The sequence below is a fragment of the Sphingobacterium sp. DR205 genome, assembly GCF_011064245.1.
Classification (GTDB): Bacteria; Bacteroidota; Bacteroidia; order Sphingobacteriales; family Sphingobacteriaceae; genus Sphingobacterium; species Sphingobacterium athyrii.
The window spans coordinates 6,910,401-6,930,457 of record NZ_CP049333.1 but is presented as its reverse complement, the minus strand read 5'-3'; the positions used below and the strand labels follow the sequence as shown (position 1 = coordinate 6,930,457).

Here is a 20,057-nt window from a genome sequence, read left to right as displayed (position 1 = left end):
AAAAAAGGCGATGAGAATCGCCTTATTATTTTATCCGTGTATGATCATTTTTACTATTTGATTGTCACAGCAAAAGCATATTCATCCGGGGGAAGACATTGTGATGCATCACAAGCCTGCCATTCTACGGTGCCTTTTACTGTTGCAGTGCCCTTATTTAACTTCACTTTTTGTTGAAAGATTACTTCATTTGTGAAATAGCCAACATCCATTTTAAATACCTCTTCGTGTTTTACCTTTGGTTTTGGTTCAGCGGTTTTACCTACCAATGCATAGTCAGCAGCTTTAGCAAAACTGAATGAAGTTGGGATAGGTCCGCCATCTTTAATATTCTGCGAATAGATGTGCCATCCGTTTTGGATTGTTCCTTTGACATAAACAACAGCTTCGTTGTTGTTCAGTTTTTTGCTGGCTACAGTCCATTTTACAGGTTTGTGAATTTGAGCGAAGGCTCCGGTAACTGCGAAAATTACCACAGTTATTAACAATACTAATTTTTTCATTTTCCTAAATAATTATTGCAGTTCGTTATACACCTTTGATAACTAAAGTTGATAAAGGTTTAATTTATCCGCTTCACAAATTTAGCATATTCTAACATGGTTTATCTGGATTTTGTGTAAAGATTAGGATATAAGATGGCTTATCTCCTTGATGTTGAATTTATGCAGTTTGTTGTCAATAAGCACTTGCAGTTGGCCATCGATCCCCACGGCTTTGATGATCCCGGTTTTTTTTTCCCCTGCGACCAAAAATGGTTTTTCCTCGCCTTTCCAGAAAAGTAGCTCGTTATAATGATCCAATTGGAAACGCCACGATTGGGCATAAAGGGTATTATATTCCTTTTGGAGACTTGCGAAAAGTTCGACAGCCAAGTCTTTAATGACATAATCGTCTCTGTCCGTAAGGATGGATAATGAAGTAATTGTTGTCGCTGTGTCAAAATTGACCTGATTGATGTTTATGCCTATTCCGATAATAGAAGCATCAATTTTATTTCCCTTTAACTTATTTTCAATAAGGATCCCTGCTATTTTTTTGCTGCCGACATAAATGTCATTGGGCCATTTTACGGTTACAGGCAGCTCCGTTTTGCTTTTAAGCCACTTTACGACGGCGATAGCCACAGAGGCGGAGAGTGCAAACTGTTGTTCTATGGATAAAAAATGAGGTTTTAAAAGAATGGATGTGGTCAGATTTTTTCCGGGTTCGCTGACCCAGGTACTCCCGCGTTGTCCTTTTCCTTGAAACTGTTCTTCTGCTAAAATGGCAGTACCCTCTGCGAGTGGCTTGAAATTTGACAATAATTCTCTTAAATAATCGTTTGTAGAGGCAACTTTGTCAAGATATATTATATTTTGACCGATGATAAGTCCCGAAATATTGTTATTTTGCAAACTGAAAGTATTAAATAAATATTAAGTCAAAACTATCATATTTTTTAATGAGTAAAAATAAAAGTTCAGAATTGTCGCAACGTCTATCAGAAATTATCGTTCACGGTATGCAGGAAAAGAAAGCAAACGAGATTGTTCGCTTGGATTTAAGAGATCTTCACAGTTCTGTTTCTGATTATTTTGTGATTTGTCATGCCGACTCGAACATTCAGGTTAACGCTATTGCCAAGAGTGTAGAGGAGGAAGTTTATAAAGCTTTTGGTCAAGAACCCCAATATAAAGAAGGACAATCAAATGGAGAATGGTTGATTTTGGATTTTGTGGATGTGGTTGTACATATCTTTAAGACCGAGAAGAGAGCACATTACGGAATTGAGGATTTGTGGGGAGATGCACAGATTCAGCATTTCCAAAGCGCCTAATAACCGCCTCAATACAATAGTTTATACAGAAAATATAATTACGATATAATGAAAAAAATCCCAAGTAGTAAGGTAAGCCCAAAACCGCCGAAATTCAATTTTGTGTGGCTTATGATTGCCATGTTTTTAGGTTTTTTTGCCTTGCAATATGTTTTTGGAGAAAACCCGGCTAAGGAAATTAGCTATAGTGATTTTGAAACACGCATGTTAAAAACCGGAGCCGTTGAGCGTCTGGAAGCATATAAGAAAAATGATCTTGTCGAGGTAGAAGTCTATCTAAAAAAAGGCTGGAAAGACAACCCGAGTTTTAAAGATGTAACTAAGAGTAATGATCCTATTCCCAGTCTTGCTGGTCAAGAGGAAACAGGACCTCAATATATCTTTAAGGATGCCTCAGCAGAGGTATTGGAGAAGAAATTAGCAGCATCGCAAGCTGAATTGGCTCCTGGAACACCTAAAGTGCAATTGAAATATGCTGACCGTTCCAATCCTTGGGCGAGCTGGTTTGTGACATTTATGTTGCCATTGTTGGTATTGGCAGCGATCTGGATTTTCTTGATGCGCCGGATGGGCGGTGGTGCTGGTGGCGGCGGTGGTGCGATCTTTAATATCGGCAAATCCAAAGCACAATTATTTGATAAAGAATCGCAGATCAACATTACCTTTAATGATGTCGCTGGTTTAGAAGAAGCAAAACAAGAAGTTATGGAAATCGTGGATTTCTTGAAAAATCCACGTAAGTACACGAACCTAGGGGGTAAAATTCCGAAAGGAGCTTTACTTGTAGGCCCTCCGGGAACAGGTAAAACGTTATTGGCAAAAGCTGTTGCAGGTGAAGCACAGGTGCCTTTCTTCTCCCTATCAGGTTCAGACTTCGTAGAGATGTTTGTGGGTGTGGGTGCTTCACGTGTCCGTGACCTGTTCAAACAAGCCAAAGAGAAAGCCCCTTGTATTATCTTCATTGATGAGATTGATGCAATCGGTCGTGCTCGTGGTAAAAATTCTATGATGGGTGGCAATGACGAACGTGAAAATACATTGAACCAGTTGTTGGTGGAAATGGATGGTTTCGGTACGGATTCAGGTGTTATTATTTTAGCAGCGACAAACCGTATCGATGTATTGGACACAGCATTATTGCGTCCGGGACGTTTCGACCGTCAGATTTCTATTGACAAACCAGATTTGATAGGTCGTGAGCATATTTTTAAAGTGCATTTAAAACCATTGAAGTTGTCAGCGGAAGTGGATGCCAAAAAATTATCAGCACAGACACCGGGTTTTGCGGGAGCAGAGATCGCCAATGTGTGTAATGAAGCTGCATTGATTGCGGCACGTAAAAACAAATCTGAAATAGATATGCAGGATTTTCAGGATGCCGTGGATCGTGTGATCGGTGGTCTTGAGAAAAAGAATAAAATCATTTCCCCCGAAGAAAAGCGTATTGTTGCTTATCACGAGGCGGGGCACGCCATTGCGGGTTGGTTTTTAGAACATGCCGATCCTTTGGTAAAAGTGTCTATTGTTCCGCGTGGAGTAGCGGCGTTAGGATATGCACAATATCTTCCACGTGAACAGTTCTTATATACAACCGAACAACTGGTTGATAGTTTGTGTATGACTATGGGCGGACGTGTGGCAGAAGATATTACTTTCGGGAGAATTTCCACAGGAGCTCAGAATGATTTGGAGCGTATCACGCAACTTTCTTATGCAATGATTGCCATTTATGGTATGAATGATAAGGTAGGAAATGTGTCTTTCCGTGATAGCTCAGAGGCCTCTTTTCAAAAACCATACTCTGACAAAACGGCAGAGCTGATTGATGCTGAAGTCCGTAATCTGATTACAGACGTCTACGCGCGGACAAAACAACTTTTGTTGGACAAACGTGAGGGGTTGATTAAGATCGCGGAGAAACTATTGGAAAAAGAGATTCTTTTCCAATCTGATCTTGAAGAGATATTAGGTAAGCGTCCTTTCGATACCAAGACAACTTATGATGAGTTTGTCAACGGGGCTGACGGCGGCGGTGTACCACAGACCGATTTACCATTGGATGTTCACCCTGAGGAAGCATCTTCAAAAGATGATCAGCGATTGGACAATAATCCGTCAGGTAGTTTAAACTAATTTAGATTTTACAGCGCTAGAAAAACTCTAGCGCTGTATTTATATTGCTATTGAGCCATGAATGTGAAGAACGCGACAGCGAAGGAGGTAATGTTAAAACGCATACGTCAGGCACTACTTCAAAAGAACGATAATCCACATCCTAATTTCAAAGAAACACCCCTTTACAAAGAAGAGGATGAGTTGGTTGATCTTGTTTTTGTTCGCGAACTGACAGCCGCTGGCGGCAAGTTTCTTTATTGTGATGGTGAGATCGGCCTCATTGAGAATCTGATTACATTGACAGAGGTCAATAATATAAAAAATATCTATGCCTGGGAACAGGGGATCCAAAATCTGTTGAGCCCTTATGGTTTCCCATTTTTCAAAACAGAGAAAGACTTCGAGTCTGCCAATGCGAGCATTACCTCATGTGAAGCATTGATAGCACGTAATGGCAGTATTATGGTGAGCAATGCAAATGCTTCCGGACGTCGTCTGAGCATCTATCCGCCGATTCATATTGTAGTAGCAAAGGCCTCTCAATTGGTATGGGATGTGAAAGATGCCTTGGCTTATATGCAGAAACGTTATGGGCAGGAGATTCCGACGATGATTTCAACCATTACAGGGCCTTCACGAACAGCTGATATTGAGAAAAGATTAGTTTTGGGTGCTCATGGCCCAAAAGAACTCTATGTTTTACTTTTAGAAGACCGTTTCTAACCATGTTGACTTACTATTTACAACAAACTCCCGTAGCGAGTGTCATTTTCTTTTTTACGCTTGTAACGAGTATATATACCTTTTCTCATGAGCAGCTTTATGGTAAATTAATGCTCCATCCGTATAGTATCGCGCGCAAAAAACGCTTGTACACTATCCTGACAAGTGGTTTTATCCATAAAGACTGGGGGCACCTGCTGTTCAATATGATCACTTTTTATTATTTCGCATTCGGGTTGGAGCAGATGCTGGCACAGGCAAGCGTCTATGGACATCTTCTCTTCGCTGTTATCTATTTAGGCAGTCTGCTGCTGAGTGACATTCCAACCATTATTCAGCAGAAAAATAATTATGGTTATTATAGTTTGGGGGCTTCGGGAGCGATCTGTGCTGTTTTATTCAGTTACATCCTCTTTAATCCAAAGATGACTATCGGTGTGATGATGATTATTCCAATGCCCGCCTATTTATTTGCTTTCCTGTTTTTGGGGTATTGCATCTGGGCCTCCAAAAAGGCTCAGGACGGGATTAATCATGATGCGCATTTCTATGGCGCATTATCCGGATTGATTCTAACGATCATCTGTTTTCCCTGGGTCATCAAACATTGCTTAGCACAGTTTTAAAATTTCCCGCCCCAGGTTTCTTTGTCTAAATTCCTATACTGAATAGCTTCCGCAAGATGATGATTTTCTATTGAAGGGCTATTTTCCATGTCTGCAATAGTACGGGCTACTTTTAATATTCGATCGTAAGCCCGTGCAGAAAGATTCAAGCGGTCAATGGCTGTTTTAAGTAATTGCTTTTGTGATTCACCGATCTGACAGATCGCCCGGGTAAGTTTTGTGCTCATATGCGCATTACAATGAATATCGGGATAGGATTCAAATCGTTGTTTCTGGATCTCTCTTGTCTGAATGACACGATTACGAACCATCAGACTGTTTTCAATAGGACGGGAGGCGCTCAATTCTTCAAATTGCACTGGTGTGACTTCTACATGCAGATCGATGCGATCCAACAAAGGACCTGATATTCTACTTAAATACCGCTGAACGGTATTGCTGCCGCAGATACATTCCTTTTCGGGATGGTTAAAGTACCCACAGGGACAAGGGTTCATTGCGGCTATTAACATAAAGCTGGCCGGATAATCGATGGATAATTTTGCTCGGGATATGTTGATGTTTCGGGATTCTAGTGGTTGTCTCATGACCTCAAGGACACTTCGTTTAAATTCGGGAAGCTCGTCCAGAAATAGTACGCCGTGATGCGACAAGGAGATCTCTCCAGGTTGTGGATTAGAGCCACCACCGACCATGGCGACATCAGAGATGGTATGATGCGGTGCTCGAAATGGCCGAATCGTCAGTAGAGCATCTTTAGCTTTGAGATTCCCCGAAACAGAATGAATTTTGGTTGTTTCCAGCGATTCGGCTATATTAAGCGGTGGTAGAATCGTCGGTAACCTTTTTGCGAGCATGGTCTTTCCCGCTCCCGGTGGACCTATTAAAATGACATTATGTCCTCCGGCGGCGGCTATTTCTAAAGCTCTTTTAATATTTTCCTGTCCACGAACATCCGAAAAGTCAACATCATATCTATTTGTTTCGGTGTGAAAGAAGGATTGGATGTCGACTTTGGTTGGAACAATATTTTTCGAATTATTGAGAAACTGGACCACATCGCTGAGGTTTTCGACAGCGATCACATCAATTCCAGTAACGATGGCGGCTTCCAGCGCATTTTGCTGAGGAAGTATGATTCCTTTAAATCCATCATTTAATGCTTGCAAGGCGATGGATAAGACACCTCTGACGGGTTTTATACTGCCATCTAGAGACAATTCGCCTAAGATCAGGTAATGTTCCAACAGATTGTTTATTAACTGTCCGGAGGAGGCTAGTATACCGACCGCGATAGATAAATCATAGCCGGAACCTTCTTTCCTGATGTCAGCTGGTGCCAAGTTGACCACAATTTTTTGCCGTGGCATGTGAAGTTGACAGGAAGTAATGGCACTTTCAATGCGTCTGAGACTTTCTTTGACAGCATTGTCAGGAAGTCCGACGATATAATAATGTAGTCCTGTAGAAACTACGACCTCAACGGTAATGGTACACGCCTCAATTCCATAGACGGCACTACAATAGGTTTTGTTCAACATGAATTTTGTAATCGGTTGATTTAAAGATACTAAATATTAAATTATAAATAATAATGCTTTGACGAATTATTGTAAATCGATAGGGAGTTGTTGGAAAATGACTATATTGTAATTGGATAGATTCTAGTAAATAATGGATAAAATGCGGTATTTGGCAAACGATTTGCTTTATAAATTGTATTATTATCGAAGACTAGATTCATCGTATAATAGAATTAGAACTTTAAAACGAAAAAGAAATGAATGACACAAGTAAAGTAGCTTTGGCGTTGTTGGCAGGTCTTGCTGCGGGTGCAGCTTTGGGAGTTTTATTTGCTCCGGATAAAGGATCAGATACAAGAGATAAGATCAATGATTCATTAAGCGATTTGAGTGATGCTATTCGTGAGAGAGCGGAAGAACAATTCGATCAGTTGAATGAATTTAAGGAAAAAATTGTCTCCACCTTAAAAGGTAAATTAAATCAGGCCGAGGAGATTGTAGACGATGATATCATCGAGCATGCATAGAGTGCAAGTTGTCCTTTGGGATGATTTGGTGAAATACATAGCATTATAGGCTATTTCAAAAGACTGAATTTAGATAATCAAGAAGTTGATATTGGACTTTTGAGATAGCCTACATAAATTTAAGATGAATGGAAGAAGAAAAATTTTCACTTAGTGGTACTTTCCAGAAAACCAAGGAGTACGTAGATTCCCAGTTTAAGCTTGTTAAATTGAAGACAATCGAGCGTTCATCGCGCCTGATTGCTAGTTTAGTAGTAGATGCGACCAAATTAATCTTTACTTTGTTTGTTATCTTTTTTTTATGTTTAGCATTGGGGTTTTGGCTAGGTGAACTATTAGGAAGCTATTCATTGGGATTCTTGGCAACAGCGGGTATTTTTATGGTGATTATCGTGATCATACGAATTTTTGAACCCGCCTTGGAGTCGAAGTTTATGGATCTTTCTATCCGCCGCTTTTTGGCCAAATGGAATGATGAAATCGAGGAAGAAGAGGAAGACTTGAAAAAAAAGGAAAAATTTGATAGAGAAGGGGCTACAAATGAATAATAAGCAGACGAAAATACGCAATTTACAAGAGCTTAAGGAAGAAATTGCTCGTTTGAAAGAACTTAAAAACGAACAGGAAGCTTACTTGAAAGCACAATTTACCTTGTTTAACAATAAGATTGAAGCTCCGGTCCGATTTTTCAATTCATTAAAAAATAATATTCCCGGAGTAAACATCGTTCAACAATTATTTGCGAAAAGCAATAATCCCGATTCGGATTGGCTGACAAAAACCCTGCGTATAGGTGTTCCGTTTATTATGAACAGACTTTTTCTGAAAAACACAGGCGTACTAAAAAAGGCGCTGATGCTGTTGTTGTCTGAACGGGCTGTCGGTCAGATCAATCAGGATAAAATCAGTGGTTTAATCAGTAAGCTCACTAACTTTATCCGTCCCAAAAAGAAGAAAAAGAAAGGCTCACAAATTGAAGGAGAAGTTCCGCTAAAGGATGAAGTCAACGAATATGGTATTCCTTCCTATAGCGAGACCTATTAAGAATCCGTTTCCTCTTTTTTCAGGAAGTCAGCATAAGCTAATTTAATTCCCTCGCGAAGATTGATTTTATGTTTCCAGCCTAATGCATGTAATTTAGATACATCCATTAATTTGCGTGGTGTTCCGTCAGGTTTACTGCTATCGAATGAGATACTGCCTTTATATCCGATAACTTCTTTAATTAACTCGGCAAGATCTTTTATGCTGAGATCTTCGCCAATACCGATATTAACAAACTGTTTTTCGTTATAATTATTCATTAGGAAGACACAGGCATCAGCCAGATCATCTGAAAAAAGAAATTCCCTTAGGGGAGTTCCGGTGCCCCAGATAACAACCTCATCCAGGTTGTTTACCTTAGCTTCATGAAATCTACGGATCAGGGCTGGTAGGACATGCGAGTTTTGCGGATGGTAATTATCGTTGATACCATACAGATTGGTTGGCATCACTGATATAAAGTTACAGCCATATTGGTCGCGAAAGGCTTCGGCCATTTTAATACCAGCTATTTTGGCGATGGCGTAAGGCTCATTGGTGGGCTCAAGCGTGCCCGTCAATAATAGATCCTCGTTTAAAGGCTGCGGGGCCATTTTGGGATAAATGCAACTCGAACCTAAAAACATCAATTTTGTAACTTCATTATCGTAGGAGGACTTAATGACGTTATTCTGTATTGCCATATTTTCGTAGATGAAATCCGCACGATAGGTATTATTGGCCATGATTCCACCGACTTTAGCCGCAGCCAGAAAGACATAATCAGGTTTCTCTTCGTTGAAAAAATCAGCAACTGCCTGTTGGTTGCGCAGATCTAATTCTTGAGACGTACGGGTTACGATGTTATTGTACCCCAGTTCCGTTAATTTGCGATATATTGCTGATCCGACCATTCCTCGATGGCCTGCTACGTAAATTTTAGCGTCTTTTTCCACGATAAGTTATTGATTCCTGCAAACTTAGATAAATTGCTTTTTATATGCAATATAAATTGCCTGCATAAAGACATTTTATCGGTATTCCCACAGGCATCAAGATTTATTTTTTTTAGCGGGAATATAAGGTTATTTTTGCGGGATATTAAACAAAAAATGGGAAAGGATAAACTACGTAAATTTGCCGAAGTAGCGACTTTTGAGAATGTCATCCAGCTCGATGCCGGCAAAGAATATAAAGGAAAATGGGCGGAGAAGCAATTTGGAAATACACACCCGGTTGTTTTGGAACTTGCCTGTGGTAAAGGGGAATATACGGTTAACTTGGCGCGCTTGTTTCCGGACAAGAACTTTATCGGTATTGATTTTAAGGGCAACCGTATTTGGCGTGGCGCAAAAACTGCATTGGAAGATGGTATTAAGAATGTCGCATTTTTACGGATACAGATTGAGACGCTTCTTGAGCACTTTGCTGAAAATGAAATCGATGAAATTTGGATTACCTTTCCAGATCCACAGCCGCAGGACAGCCGCGAAAAGAAACGCTTGACAGGTCCTAAATTTTTAGACCGTTACAAGATTGTCATGAAGCCGGAAGGGATGATGAATCTAAAGACAGATAACGATGGTTTCTATGCGTATACCCTGGAGCAAATAGAGCTACAGAACCTAAAAAAATATAAAGAGACAACAGATCTGTACCGCTCGGACTTGGTCGATAATGTTTTATCAATCAAGACGTACTATGAGAAAAAGTATCTCGCCGACGATAAGAACATAAACTATGTGAAATGGAGCTTTGAGAAACGTTAATATCAAAGTTTTCATTATATTAAGAAAGCCCAAACGAAAGTTTGGGCTTTCTTTTTTTAAAGGCAGGTATACTAAATCTAATCGCCCGGATTTAAGCCTAATTGGTATTTATATAGTTAAAACTTACTGTTATTAGGCACTGGCTTAGTAGAGGTTCAGTACAGATTAAGTACAGTCACAGTATTGACTAAGTATCGATAACGTATTAATAGCTAATCATGATTCACTGTATTATCTGAATGAACAGTGCCTTGGTGTGTCACGAATTGCATATCTGATAAAGCTAAACTTAATAAAAAGCTATTTCTTTCTGAGCTAAAAGCGTTCCTAAGCTTGATGCTAATTTTGTTATGTTATTGGTTTTATATAATTTCGATTTATTTCGTTTTTTGTGAAATATTAATTATTTTCGATACTGTAATAAAAAAATAACCAACTTATAGTAAGTGCTTTTTAGACCTAATGCATGAAATTCCTATCGATATTGGATTCTTCTGCATTTTATAAGATGTAAATCGGGAAAGATGTTTCTTAAAGGAAATGATATTCGAAACAATTATTAACAAAAAGAAAACATTAAGTTAAGACAAACTTTTTGTTAAGAACATACTTTTGTCCCAAATTGAAAATTAACAATTTACGCTAATATCTATGTTTAGTATTAACCCTATCCAAATTAATCTAAGGCACTCATCCTCGAAAGTGCTATTTGCGGCATTGATCGTTGCCTGCAATCTGGATGTAGCTTCGGCGGCTGTTCCAATGGAAGACAGTCATGGAGTCACCCATATTTTTAATCAGGGGAAGATTAAAATTAAAGGAAAAGTTGTAGATAACAAGACGAAAGAGCCACTAGCTTCGGTTTCTATTCTTTCAGGCGGAATAGCGAAAGGGACAACAGATCGGAATGGTAATTTTGAGGTAGATGTAGAAGCAGGAGGGAAAATACGTTTTCAGCTAATCGGTTATGAAGCGCAAACAAAGACATTCGAAGCAGAACAAAACAATCTACAAATTGCGCTAAATCCCACTTCTTCGGCGCTTGAAGAGGTCGTTGTGACAGCATTGGGGATTAAACGTGAAGAGCGGTCTTTAGGTTATTCAGCCACAGTAGTGAAAGGAGAGGATTTAACAAATGCACTTTCTAACAACTGGATGGACGCGTTATCAGGTAAGGTAGCGGGGGTTAATTTGATGCGATCAAATTCAGGTCCTGTAGGATCGACAAAGATTATATTGAGGGGGGAAGCGAACCTAATGGGTGATAACCAGGCACTGATCGTTGTTGATGGGATTGTTATCAATAATGGTAGCGGAAAGCGTGTTGGAGGGTCATCAGGGTCTGTATATGGAACCGGTTCTGACAATATGCCTGCAGATTACGGTTCGGGTATGGATGATATAAATCCGGAGGACATAGAAAATATCACAGTGCTTAAAGGTGCCGGAGCAGCGGCTTTATATGGGCAGCGAGGTGCCAATGGGGCGATTATTATCACCACAAAATCTGGAAAGAAAGGAAAGGGATTGGGTATTACTTTTAATAGTAATACAGCAATGGAGTCTGTCAACCGTTGGCCAGATTTTCAATATGAATATGGACAGGGAACAGGAGGGGCAAATTACTATTCTTTTGGTAGTTCGGCAGATGGTAGCAGTACAAGTGGTACCAGTTCTGCCTATGGACCCAAATTCGATGGTCAGTATTTTTTTCAATATGATCCACTTACGCAAGCTCAGGGAACTGAGCGTACGCTTTGGCGACCTTACAATAATATTACAGAGTTCTTTCAAACAGGTAAAACTTTTACAAATTCATTGACGGTTGATGGTGGTTCAGAGAAAACTTCTGCAAGGTTTTCATATACTGATGTTAGGAACTCGTGGATAATGCCCAATACGGGGTATGATAAAACCGCATTTGCTTTATCTGCAAATTCCAAAATTTCAGATAAGCTGACGATAAACGCTAAAGTTAATTATAATCGGAGATGGTCGGATAATTTACCGGGAGCTGGGTATGGAAATCAGTCGTTAATGTATTGGTTTATCTTTTGGCAGCCTAATGCGGATTATAATAGTTTGCGTAATTACTGGCAACTGGGCAACGAAGGACGTAAAATCCAATATCCATTTAGTTCATATCCGGAGAATCCATTTGCAATATCTTATGAATTTATCAATAGAAATAATAGAAATACCTTTACAGGGAATGCCACAGTAAATTACCAGTTTAATAAAACATGGAGTTTGCAAGTGCGCTCCTCTTTGGATTTTTACGTGGAAGACCGTGCTCAGGAGCGCCCTTATGATGCAGGAAGTAAACTTCCTGAAGGTAGTTTTCGCACACAATCCATGTTTTCTCGGGAAACGGTACTCGATTTTCTATTGAAATATGATAAACAGTTAAATAGTGATTTTCATATTTCAGGTACATTGGGTGGAAGCACGCTTCAAAATAATTACAAAAGAGAGGCAATGACCGCGGATGGACTCACCTATCCGGGCATCTACAATATGGCAAACAATAAATATGGCATCCAGTCGCAGCAAACATTTGAAAATTTTAAGACAAATAGTTTGTATGGCCTGTTAACAGCGTCGTATAAAAATTTCTTGTATGCCGATGCAACAGCTCGGCTGGACTGGAATAGTACAATGGCCACGCCAGTTAAACCAGATAAGAAGTTGTGGATTCCCTATCCAGCTTTAAACACAAGTTTTATCTTGTCGGAGGTGGTGAAATTACCTAAGGCAATCAATTATGCTAAGCTACGGGCTTCCATTGCTGGCGTAGGAAACGGGGGACAAATTCCTTATATGTTACAACAATTGTATGTTCCGGCAAATCCGCTGATACCAGGGTCTGTAAAAGTCCCCGGGTTGATAAAGAATCCTGAATTGAAACCTTTATTTACACGATCAGTGGAGGTAGGTACTGAAATTCGACTCTTGAAAGATCGAATTAATTTGGATCTAGCCTTGTATCAATCAAATACTTTTGACCAGCATCTGAGCCGAAAACTGGACCCTTCTACGGGGTACGATAGTTATATGACCAATATGGGGGAGGTACGAAATAAAGGAATTGAAGTCTCAATTAATACCAACCAGATCAAAAGTAAGGATGGTGGATTTAAATGGTCCTCCATGTTGACCTATTCTGCCAACCAAAATAAAATAGTTGATTTACCGGATTCTGCACTGGTACTGCAATATCGCTCAGTTGGTTCTGGACAAATTGTCGCAAAACAAGGTGGCAGTTTGGGTGACTTATATGGTATTGGGTATCAGAGAGCCCCTGATGGACAGGTGATTTATGATCCAACAACTGGCTATGCGCTGTTGACAAGTGATATTAAGTATTTGGGGAATACCCTTCCAAAAGGAAAACTAAGTTTGGGCAATACCTTTGGTTATAAGGGGTTTACGATGAATGTGCTGTTTGATACGCAGTGGGGTGGTGTAGGGCATTCACTAACGCATTATAAATTAGCTGAACAGGGAAAAACAAAAAACACATTACCGGGCCGTTATAGTGGTATCATCGGAAATGGGGTGTTGGCAAATGGCGATGGTACATTCCGTAAAAACGATGTAATTGCTACCAATATTGATGAATACTATCGTTCGCATTTTGGACAGGATAATGCAGAAGGCAGTGTTTATCCAACGGATTTTATCAAATTTAGAGAAGCTCGACTAGACTATACTTTTAACAAACAATTGGTTTCAAGGTATGGATTGCAGCGTGTTACGATGGGATTATATGGTCGTAATTTATTTATATGGTCCAAATGGCCCGCATTTGATCCCGAATTTGGGACCTTAGACAATGGTGATATTGTCAAAGGGTTTGAAATTGCGCAATTCCCATCGACCAGAACAATTGGTTTTAATTTAATTGTAGGATTTTAGCATTAAATAACATGAAATTTTCAAAAATAATCGTTTTTATCTTTTTGCTGTGCGGATCATTGCAGTCCTGCACTAAAAATTTTATAGAAACTAACACAAGCCCTAATGATTCAGAAGAGGCTTACCCATATCAATTTATGGCGAATGCATTGATTACTGCAGTTTCGGCCAACATGAATAGGAATCGAACATTTAATAATGAACTAATGCAGGTCACGGTTTCTATAGGAGATGGTGACGGCAAAGTATTTCGTTATGATTTTAGACGTAGCTGGTCAGATTATTTATGGAGCAATCACTATACACAGATTTCAAATTTTAAAGAAATGTATAAGCAAGCGGTTAAACCATTGACCTATAACCGCTCTTACCAAGCAATTGCTATGCTAGGTCAGGTATGGCTATATTCAATTTTAACGGATACTTATGGTGATATTCCTTATACAGAATCTAATATGGGGGCTGATGAACCCAAGATTTTGGAACCAAAATTTGATAAGCAGGAGGATATCTATAAAGATCTGTTTCTGAAATTAGATTCGGCAAATAATTTATTTAAAAATAAGACTTCAACCGAAACTATTGACCCGACTCATGATCCTGTTTTCAAGGCTGACTTAACCAAGTGGAGGAAACTTAACAATTCGTTGTTCCTTAGACTTCTTTTACGTGTATCCGGTAAAAAGGGGGCGCTACAGCCTTACGCGATAAATAAAATAAAAGAAATTTTAGTGGATAATACAGCTGATTATCCAATTATGTCTAGTAACGATGATTCGGCTATAATAAAATGGACAGATCAAGGGGCATATGTTTCCCCTTTTAAATCGACCCGTGCGCAAGATTTTAGAGCTGTTGCACTGTGTTCATTTTTTCTAGATTATTTGAGAGATACCAATGATCCACGGATTGATATTCCGACTTATGGTACCTCAGGAATCAATCGAATGGGGATTGCTCCGGTTTCAGGAAATTACGTTGGTGTGCCCAGTGGTTACGCGGCGGGGTCAGAAGATTATTCTAAAATGTCCTATTTCTATTCATTTGACCAAAATAATGGTGTAAATAGTCTACAGACGGAACCGTTAACTGGCGTTATAATGCCTTTTGCTGAAGTTCAGTTCATTAAAGCAGAAGCGGTGTTAAAGGGATGGATTGAAGGAAGCATAGAAGACTATTTTTATAGTGGAGTTGAAAATAATATAAAATTATGGATACCCACATGGGCGGTAACTGCAAAAGAGCATTTAGCGAAATCCGATAGGGAATGGAAAGATAATGCGACCGTTGCTGAAAAAATGGAACAAATTCATTTTCAAAAATATCAAGCCTTATTTATGGTTGATATGCAACAGTGGTACGAATACCGTAGAACGGGATATCCTGTTTTGCCTAAAGGTAAAGGGTTAAAGAATAATGGAGAAATGCCCGCACGGATGTATTACCCGGTGATTGTCCAATCTGCGAATCCGACCAATTATAAACTAGCTGTCCAGCAACAAGGGCCAGATGAAATTAATACCAAAGTTTGGTGGCAAAAACCATAATTAAGAAGACATGAAAAGACATATAATTTTTTTAATACTAGGCATTGTTGGAATATTTTTCTTCAATTCCTGTAAAAAAGATAGCCCAAATTATCCTGGGGGGGAGGTTAGCCCATATATTGGGATTTATGATGTGAGGACGATATTCAAGGGAGCACCCATTGACTTAAATTTGGAGACACTGGGTGGATCCTCAAAAATTACTGGAGTTGTCACTTCGGATCACAGCGCCGGCAATCTACCAGAAGGGTTGTTAGTGCTTCAAGACCGTAGACGATTGGATTTTTTACGCGGGATTTCAATTCAATTGGGGGAAAAAGCGAAGGAATACGTTCCAGGAGATTCTATTGTAGTCGATCTGATCGGCGGTAAACTGCAACGGTTAAATGGAATATTGCAGATAACTGATCTTCCCAGTAGTAAAATTGAGAAAATTTCCGGAGATAATCGCTATCAGGCGCTTCGTGTTACAGCCGATCAAATTCTGAAAGACCCGACGAAATATGAAAGTACCCTAATCGTTCTTGTCAAAGGTGGCTTTAGTTATACTCCAAGTGAAGGGCAAACACTTTCAGGGGATCAAAAAATCAATGATGGCTTCGGTTTTATTACGGTCAGAACCAATCCCAAATCTGAACTGGCAAGTTTGCCCCAATATAAAATGGCGAATTATTGGGGTATTCAGTTTAATGAAGTATCGGGTGATAGCCTTATTCCTTACCAATCGTTGCGAACAAAATCGGATCTTGTACAGATCAAATCGGAATACAAAACGCCTAAGGCTATTGTCACTGGGCTTCTTAATGATCCTAGCGGCTCAACGGATGCAAACTATGAATATATGCAGTTTTTGGCAACAGAAGATATTGATTTCTCCAAAACACCGTTCAGTGTTGTTACCACAAATAATGCAAATGCCTCAACTCCAACAGGCGTACCTATCAATGGCTGGGCTACAGGGGGCCTAAGGACATACAAGATTAATCTAACTACTGGTTCTGTCAAAAAAGGTCAGTTTTTCTATGTAGGTGGAACAAATAAGTTAATTACTGGTGAGAAATCGACGGATATATCGGCTGCTCATTGGATTGCAAATTACGATTACGCGAACAAGGGCGGGTATGATTTTGGAACGAAAACCGGTAATTTACTTGCCAATAGTGGAAATGCTTTTGGAGTGGCCATTTTCTCTACTGTTCAAGTTATAAATACAACTATTCCGGAGGATGTGGTGTTTGTGAGTACGGGCGGTTCTCTAGCCAGTGCTACTGCTGGCTATCGCATTGCCAATACTGATTTTTACGATATTATCAACCCTGTTAATCTAACTAATCAACCATTCTATCGAAATGGAGATAATACCAAGGCATTTGTATATGTATCACCATCAGCTGACACCTTTATCCAGTTTAATGGTGAATTTAATATGACCCTTGGACGATGGACAAAATCCCGCGTTCAGAACAATGTTCCGTTGACAAAAGAGTCTCAATTAAAAGAGATTGAAAATGAATTTTCAACGAAGTTGATCGAGTAATACAATATTTTATAAATTGATCCTATAAAAGCCCTGTGTAGAGAAGACTCCACAGGGCTTTCTGTTGTTGGCATATATTTTCTAAACTCTTCATAAAAAATCGTTATCTTCATCGTAACTATAAACGAAGACTTATGAACTTAACAGACTTAGTTACAGGCGGAGTTGGCTCGAAAGCAATAGAAGCCATTTCTAAAATGACAGGCGTCAGTGAATCCAAAGCAAAATGGATCGTTGCAGCGGCCGTTCCTTTAATGATCGCAGCATTGAATTACAATGCGAAAAACAAAGGTCAATCGGAAAACATCGACAAAGCGATCGATCAACATAGCGGTGGCGGTATCTTCGATAAAATAGGTGATTTATTTGGTCAGGGCGGATCTGACGACGGGAACAAGATTGTCAACCATATGTTTGGGCAAAATACAGAAGTGGTGACGCAGAATATTGCCGATAAAGCGGGTATCAGTTCTGCTCAGGTAACCGGTGTTTTGGCAACACTCGCGCCTATAGTCATGGGATATCTAGGTCAACAAAAACAGGCGTCCAGCGGTGGCGGCATTGGTGATCTGATAGGTTCTGTTTTGGGCGGCGGAGGTCAAAGTGCCGGCGGTGGTATGCTAGGGGGGATCCTTGGTTCATTTTTAGGTGGTGGACAAGAAGAGTCCGCACAGGAAACACCACAAGCTTCTGCAGGGGGGAGTATGACTGACGTGTTGGGTGGTTTGGCCGGTAGCTTCTTTGACAAAAGTAACGATGGTCAATCCAAGGGAAATATTCTCGATTCAATCGCTGGAATGTTTGCGAAGTAAGGTAATCTTAAAATATAAAAAAGTCGGAAACTGAACAGTTCCCGACTTTTTTATGTTTTATAGAATTAATTTTCGACCTTTACTTTAGGTGGGAAATTCTTATGTTTTCTCTTGCTGATTTTGTCTACATTGACAGGTTGTGGTATCTTTACATAGTATCCTGTTCCATCGTATTCCCGTTTATTTGGACTTTCCTTACAGGCATCCGAACAACAGCCGTCCATTTCCCAGCCACATTCATCACATTGGGTAAAATGCTCATTACATACCGGATTGGCACAGTTGATCATCTTAGTCGTCTGTTTACCACAATTGAAGCAGGTCGATACGACAGATGGATTGACCGAATTGACATCTACCGTGACACGATTGTCAAATACATAGCACTGTCCTTCGAAATCTTCGCCACCCGCTTCTTTGCCATATTTAATGATCCCGCCGTGTAATTGGTAGACATCTTCAAATCCTTCTTTTAATAATAAGGCAGAAGCTTTTTCACATTTGATACCGCCCGTACAATATGTCAATATTTTTTTTCCTCGATATTGTTCCAGTTCTTTGATCTTTTCTGGAAACTCGCGGAAATTATCAATGTCCAAGGTCACTGCATTTTTAAAGCGACCTACACTATGTTCGTAATTTGAGCGCACATCCAATACTACGACGTCTTCCTGGTCTTTCATCGCCAAGAAATCTTTTGGCTCCAGGTGCACCCCTGTTTGGCGATTTGGATCGATTTCTTTAGGATCTCTTAAACCGGAATGCACGATTTCTGCTTTGTAACGGCAATGCATCTTGATAAAAGAGGGCTCTTCAACATGATCGATTTTAAATTCTGTTTTGTTAAAACGACCATCCGCATAAATTGCATCCATATACTGCTGACATGCTTCAGTAGTGCCCGAAACAGTACCATTCAAGCCTTCGTCAGCGACGATGATACGTCCTACTAAGTCAAGTGATTTACAAAATTCAAGGTGATCAGCCGCAAATTGTTCTGCGTTTTCGATAGGGCTGTAACAATAGTACAGCAATGTTTGATATTGTGTCATGATATTCATTGATACCGCTGCAAACGGCGTTTAATGCAAAAATAAATTCACTGCAAAGCTACGAAAAATAATAAATGGATGAAAATGACCTTCGTCACCTTTTCTTCAAAGGCTCCAGGAGGTATTCCAGCCCATTTAGCTTGATCTCGTACAGTGTGGCCAGTTGTTGGCCTAATTTGCCCTTGGGAAATCCTTTTTGATTGTACCAGACCAAATAGGGTTCCGGGAGATTACACAACGTGTAGCCTTGATATTTGCCAAAAGGCATTTTAACTGTTACAAGTTCAGTGAGAATTTCAGGATTTAGCATTAGTCTTGGGGTTTACCGTAATTAATGCGGTGCCAGATCGCTTTTAAAGCGATGATTCCGTGATTGAATAAGTTGGGAATGGCACCGTAATAGTGTTTGAAGATGGAGAAGCGTTCTTTTAGCGACTCCTTATGTTTCTGTTTTGACATCCCGCCGACGAGATAACGCGCTACATATTGATGCGCATTAACAGATTTATTTGCCTTCTTAGCACAGCGGATGACCCAATCTATATCCGCGCATAGTTTGTAATTGAGGTCATAGGGTTCTGCAATACTTCGCTTGATATAGATCGCCTGATGACATATATTCATGCCATAGCGAAAGCTCTTCCAGTCAAAATTTGCGGGTACTTTATGTCTTCGTTCACCAATAATATTTCTATCCTCGTCTATTAGAATGGTTTCACCGTAGAGGATATCGGCATCATTACTGAGTTTCGCTAAGTTTTCGATGCTATTGAGATCGTATATTTCATCGCCCGAATTCAGAAAAAGAACATAGTCACCTGTCGCCAGAGCCAAGCCTTTGTTCATTGCATCATAAATGCCCTTGTCTTTTTCGGATAGTAAAACCGCAATTTTGTCCTGATATTTATGGATAACTGCCAATGTACCATCGGATGATTCCCCGTCAATGACGATGTATTCAATATTGTCGTAAGTCTGGTTAACAACCGATGTAATGGTGTGCTCAATATCCCGCACATTATTGTAAACGACAGTGATAATTGAAAATTTTGGATGAGCAGCCATG

Annotated in this window: 19 protein-coding genes; 12 read left to right on the top strand and 7 right to left on the bottom strand. The window is 39.8% G+C overall.

Going from position 1 to position 20,057, the window contains the following annotated elements; translation table 11 throughout:
- Nucleotides 1–53: 53 nt before the first annotated feature.
- Both G6053_RS29120 and G6053_RS29115 read right to left on the bottom strand, forming a co-directional pair.
- Nucleotides 54–503 carry a protein-disulfide reductase DsbD N-terminal domain-containing protein gene (locus G6053_RS29120; protein WP_165309357.1) on the bottom strand — a complete coding sequence of 150 codons (450 nt, stop codon included), beginning with the start codon at nucleotides 501–503 and terminating at the stop codon, nucleotides 54–56.
- A gap of 123 nt (nucleotides 504–626) precedes the next feature.
- Complete coding sequence (locus G6053_RS29115; protein ID WP_241254881.1) at nucleotides 627–1,397, bottom strand: biotin--[acetyl-CoA-carboxylase] ligase; 771 nt, start codon at nucleotides 1,395–1,397, stop codon at nucleotides 627–629.
- 47 nt (nucleotides 1,398–1,444) lie between these two features.
- On the opposite strand from G6053_RS29115, the gene rsfS reads away from it, so the two are divergent.
- The 4 genes from rsfS to G6053_RS29095 are packed head-to-tail and all read left to right on the top strand — an operon-like array spanning nucleotide 1,445 to nucleotide 5,283.
- Nucleotides 1,445–1,819 carry a ribosome silencing factor gene (gene rsfS, locus G6053_RS29110; protein ID WP_077437259.1) on the top strand — a complete coding sequence of 125 codons (375 nt, stop codon included), beginning with the start codon at nucleotides 1,445–1,447 and terminating at the stop codon, nucleotides 1,817–1,819.
- 48 nt (nucleotides 1,820–1,867) lie between these two features.
- Nucleotides 1,868–3,952, top strand: coding sequence for an ATP-dependent zinc metalloprotease FtsH (gene ftsH, locus G6053_RS29105; RefSeq protein WP_165309356.1), 2,085 nt, complete (start codon nucleotides 1,868–1,870; stop codon nucleotides 3,950–3,952).
- Nucleotides 3,953–4,009: 57 nt separating this feature from the next.
- Nucleotides 4,010–4,657, top strand: a complete 648-nt coding sequence (locus tag G6053_RS29100; protein ID WP_104383578.1) for a lactate utilization protein — start codon at nucleotides 4,010–4,012, stop codon at nucleotides 4,655–4,657.
- Between the two features lie 2 nt (nucleotides 4,658–4,659).
- Nucleotides 4,660–5,283 carry a rhomboid family intramembrane serine protease gene (locus G6053_RS29095; RefSeq protein WP_108634659.1) on the top strand — a complete coding sequence of 208 codons (624 nt, stop codon included), beginning with the start codon at nucleotides 4,660–4,662 and terminating at the stop codon, nucleotides 5,281–5,283.
- Here the strand turns inward: G6053_RS29095 and G6053_RS29090 are convergent.
- On the bottom strand, nucleotides 5,280–6,824 hold the full coding sequence (locus G6053_RS29090) for a YifB family Mg chelatase-like AAA ATPase (RefSeq protein WP_165309355.1): 1,545 nt from the start codon (nucleotides 6,822–6,824) through the stop codon (nucleotides 5,280–5,282). The genes G6053_RS29095 and G6053_RS29090 overlap by 4 nt on opposite strands.
- A 239-nt stretch (nucleotides 6,825–7,063) precedes the next feature.
- Here G6053_RS29090 and G6053_RS29085 point away from each other — a divergent pair, with 239 nt between their 5' ends.
- The 3 genes from G6053_RS29085 to G6053_RS29075 all read left to right on the top strand — a co-directional run bounded on the left by G6053_RS29085 (nucleotide 7,064) and on the right by G6053_RS29075 (nucleotide 8,377).
- Nucleotides 7,064–7,333, top strand: a complete 270-nt coding sequence (locus tag G6053_RS29085) for a YtxH domain-containing protein (protein WP_104383581.1) — start codon at nucleotides 7,064–7,066, stop codon at nucleotides 7,331–7,333.
- Between the two features lie 128 nt (nucleotides 7,334–7,461).
- The gene (locus G6053_RS29080; RefSeq protein WP_108634661.1) at nucleotides 7,462–7,881 is read left to right on the top strand and encodes a hypothetical protein; all 420 of its coding nucleotides are present in this window, start codon (nucleotides 7,462–7,464) and stop codon (nucleotides 7,879–7,881) included.
- Nucleotides 7,874–8,377 carry a hypothetical protein gene (locus tag G6053_RS29075; RefSeq protein ID WP_108634662.1) on the top strand — a complete coding sequence of 168 codons (504 nt, stop codon included), beginning with the start codon at nucleotides 7,874–7,876 and terminating at the stop codon, nucleotides 8,375–8,377. The genes G6053_RS29080 and G6053_RS29075 overlap by 8 nt, the downstream gene beginning before the upstream one ends.
- Here G6053_RS29075 and G6053_RS29070 read toward each other — a convergent pair.
- Nucleotides 8,374–9,312 (bottom strand): GDP-L-fucose synthase, encoded by a 939-nt coding sequence (locus tag G6053_RS29070; protein ID WP_165309354.1) that lies wholly within the window; start codon nucleotides 9,310–9,312, stop codon nucleotides 8,374–8,376. The two genes, G6053_RS29075 and G6053_RS29070, sit on opposite strands and share 4 nt — an antisense overlap.
- A gap of 156 nt (nucleotides 9,313–9,468) precedes the next feature.
- Here G6053_RS29070 and trmB point away from each other — a divergent pair, with 156 nt between their 5' ends.
- The 5 genes from trmB (at nucleotide 9,469) to G6053_RS29045 (ending at nucleotide 17,939) form a co-directional block, all read left to right on the top strand.
- Nucleotides 9,469–10,125, top strand: coding sequence for a tRNA (guanosine(46)-N7)-methyltransferase TrmB (gene trmB / locus G6053_RS29065; RefSeq protein ID WP_165309353.1), 657 nt, complete (start codon nucleotides 9,469–9,471; stop codon nucleotides 10,123–10,125).
- 651 nt (nucleotides 10,126–10,776) lie between these two features.
- Nucleotides 10,777–14,043, top strand: coding sequence for a SusC/RagA family TonB-linked outer membrane protein (locus tag G6053_RS29060; protein ID WP_241254880.1), 3,267 nt, complete (start codon nucleotides 10,777–10,779; stop codon nucleotides 14,041–14,043).
- Nucleotides 14,044–14,054: 11 nt separating this feature from the next.
- The gene (locus tag G6053_RS29055) at nucleotides 14,055–15,590 is read left to right on the top strand and encodes a SusD/RagB family nutrient-binding outer membrane lipoprotein (RefSeq protein ID WP_165309352.1); all 1,536 of its coding nucleotides are present in this window, start codon (nucleotides 14,055–14,057) and stop codon (nucleotides 15,588–15,590) included.
- Nucleotides 15,591–15,600: 10 nt separating this feature from the next.
- Nucleotides 15,601–17,127 (top strand): DUF5689 domain-containing protein, encoded by a 1,527-nt coding sequence (locus G6053_RS29050; RefSeq protein WP_165309351.1) that lies wholly within the window; start codon nucleotides 15,601–15,603, stop codon nucleotides 17,125–17,127.
- A 134-nt stretch (nucleotides 17,128–17,261) separates the two neighbouring features.
- Complete coding sequence (locus tag G6053_RS29045) at nucleotides 17,262–17,939, top strand: DUF937 domain-containing protein (RefSeq protein ID WP_165309350.1); 678 nt, start codon at nucleotides 17,262–17,264, stop codon at nucleotides 17,937–17,939.
- A 65-nt stretch (nucleotides 17,940–18,004) separates the two neighbouring features.
- Here the strand turns inward: G6053_RS29045 and G6053_RS29040 are convergent, their stop codons facing one another.
- From G6053_RS29040 to G6053_RS29030, 3 genes are all read right to left on the bottom strand, one after another.
- The gene (locus G6053_RS29040; RefSeq protein WP_108635105.1) at nucleotides 18,005–18,991 is read right to left on the bottom strand and encodes a rhodanese-related sulfurtransferase; all 987 of its coding nucleotides are present in this window, start codon (nucleotides 18,989–18,991) and stop codon (nucleotides 18,005–18,007) included.
- Between the two features lie 94 nt (nucleotides 18,992–19,085).
- A complete protein-coding gene (locus G6053_RS29035; protein ID WP_046673143.1) occupies nucleotides 19,086–19,301 on the bottom strand; it encodes a DUF3820 family protein in 216 nt (71 codons plus the stop codon).
- Nucleotides 19,301–20,056, bottom strand: a complete 756-nt coding sequence (locus G6053_RS29030) for a glycosyltransferase family 2 protein (RefSeq protein WP_165309349.1) — start codon at nucleotides 20,054–20,056, stop codon at nucleotides 19,301–19,303. The genes G6053_RS29035 and G6053_RS29030 overlap by 1 nt, the downstream gene beginning before the upstream one ends.
- Nucleotide 20,057: the final 1 nt, after the last annotated feature.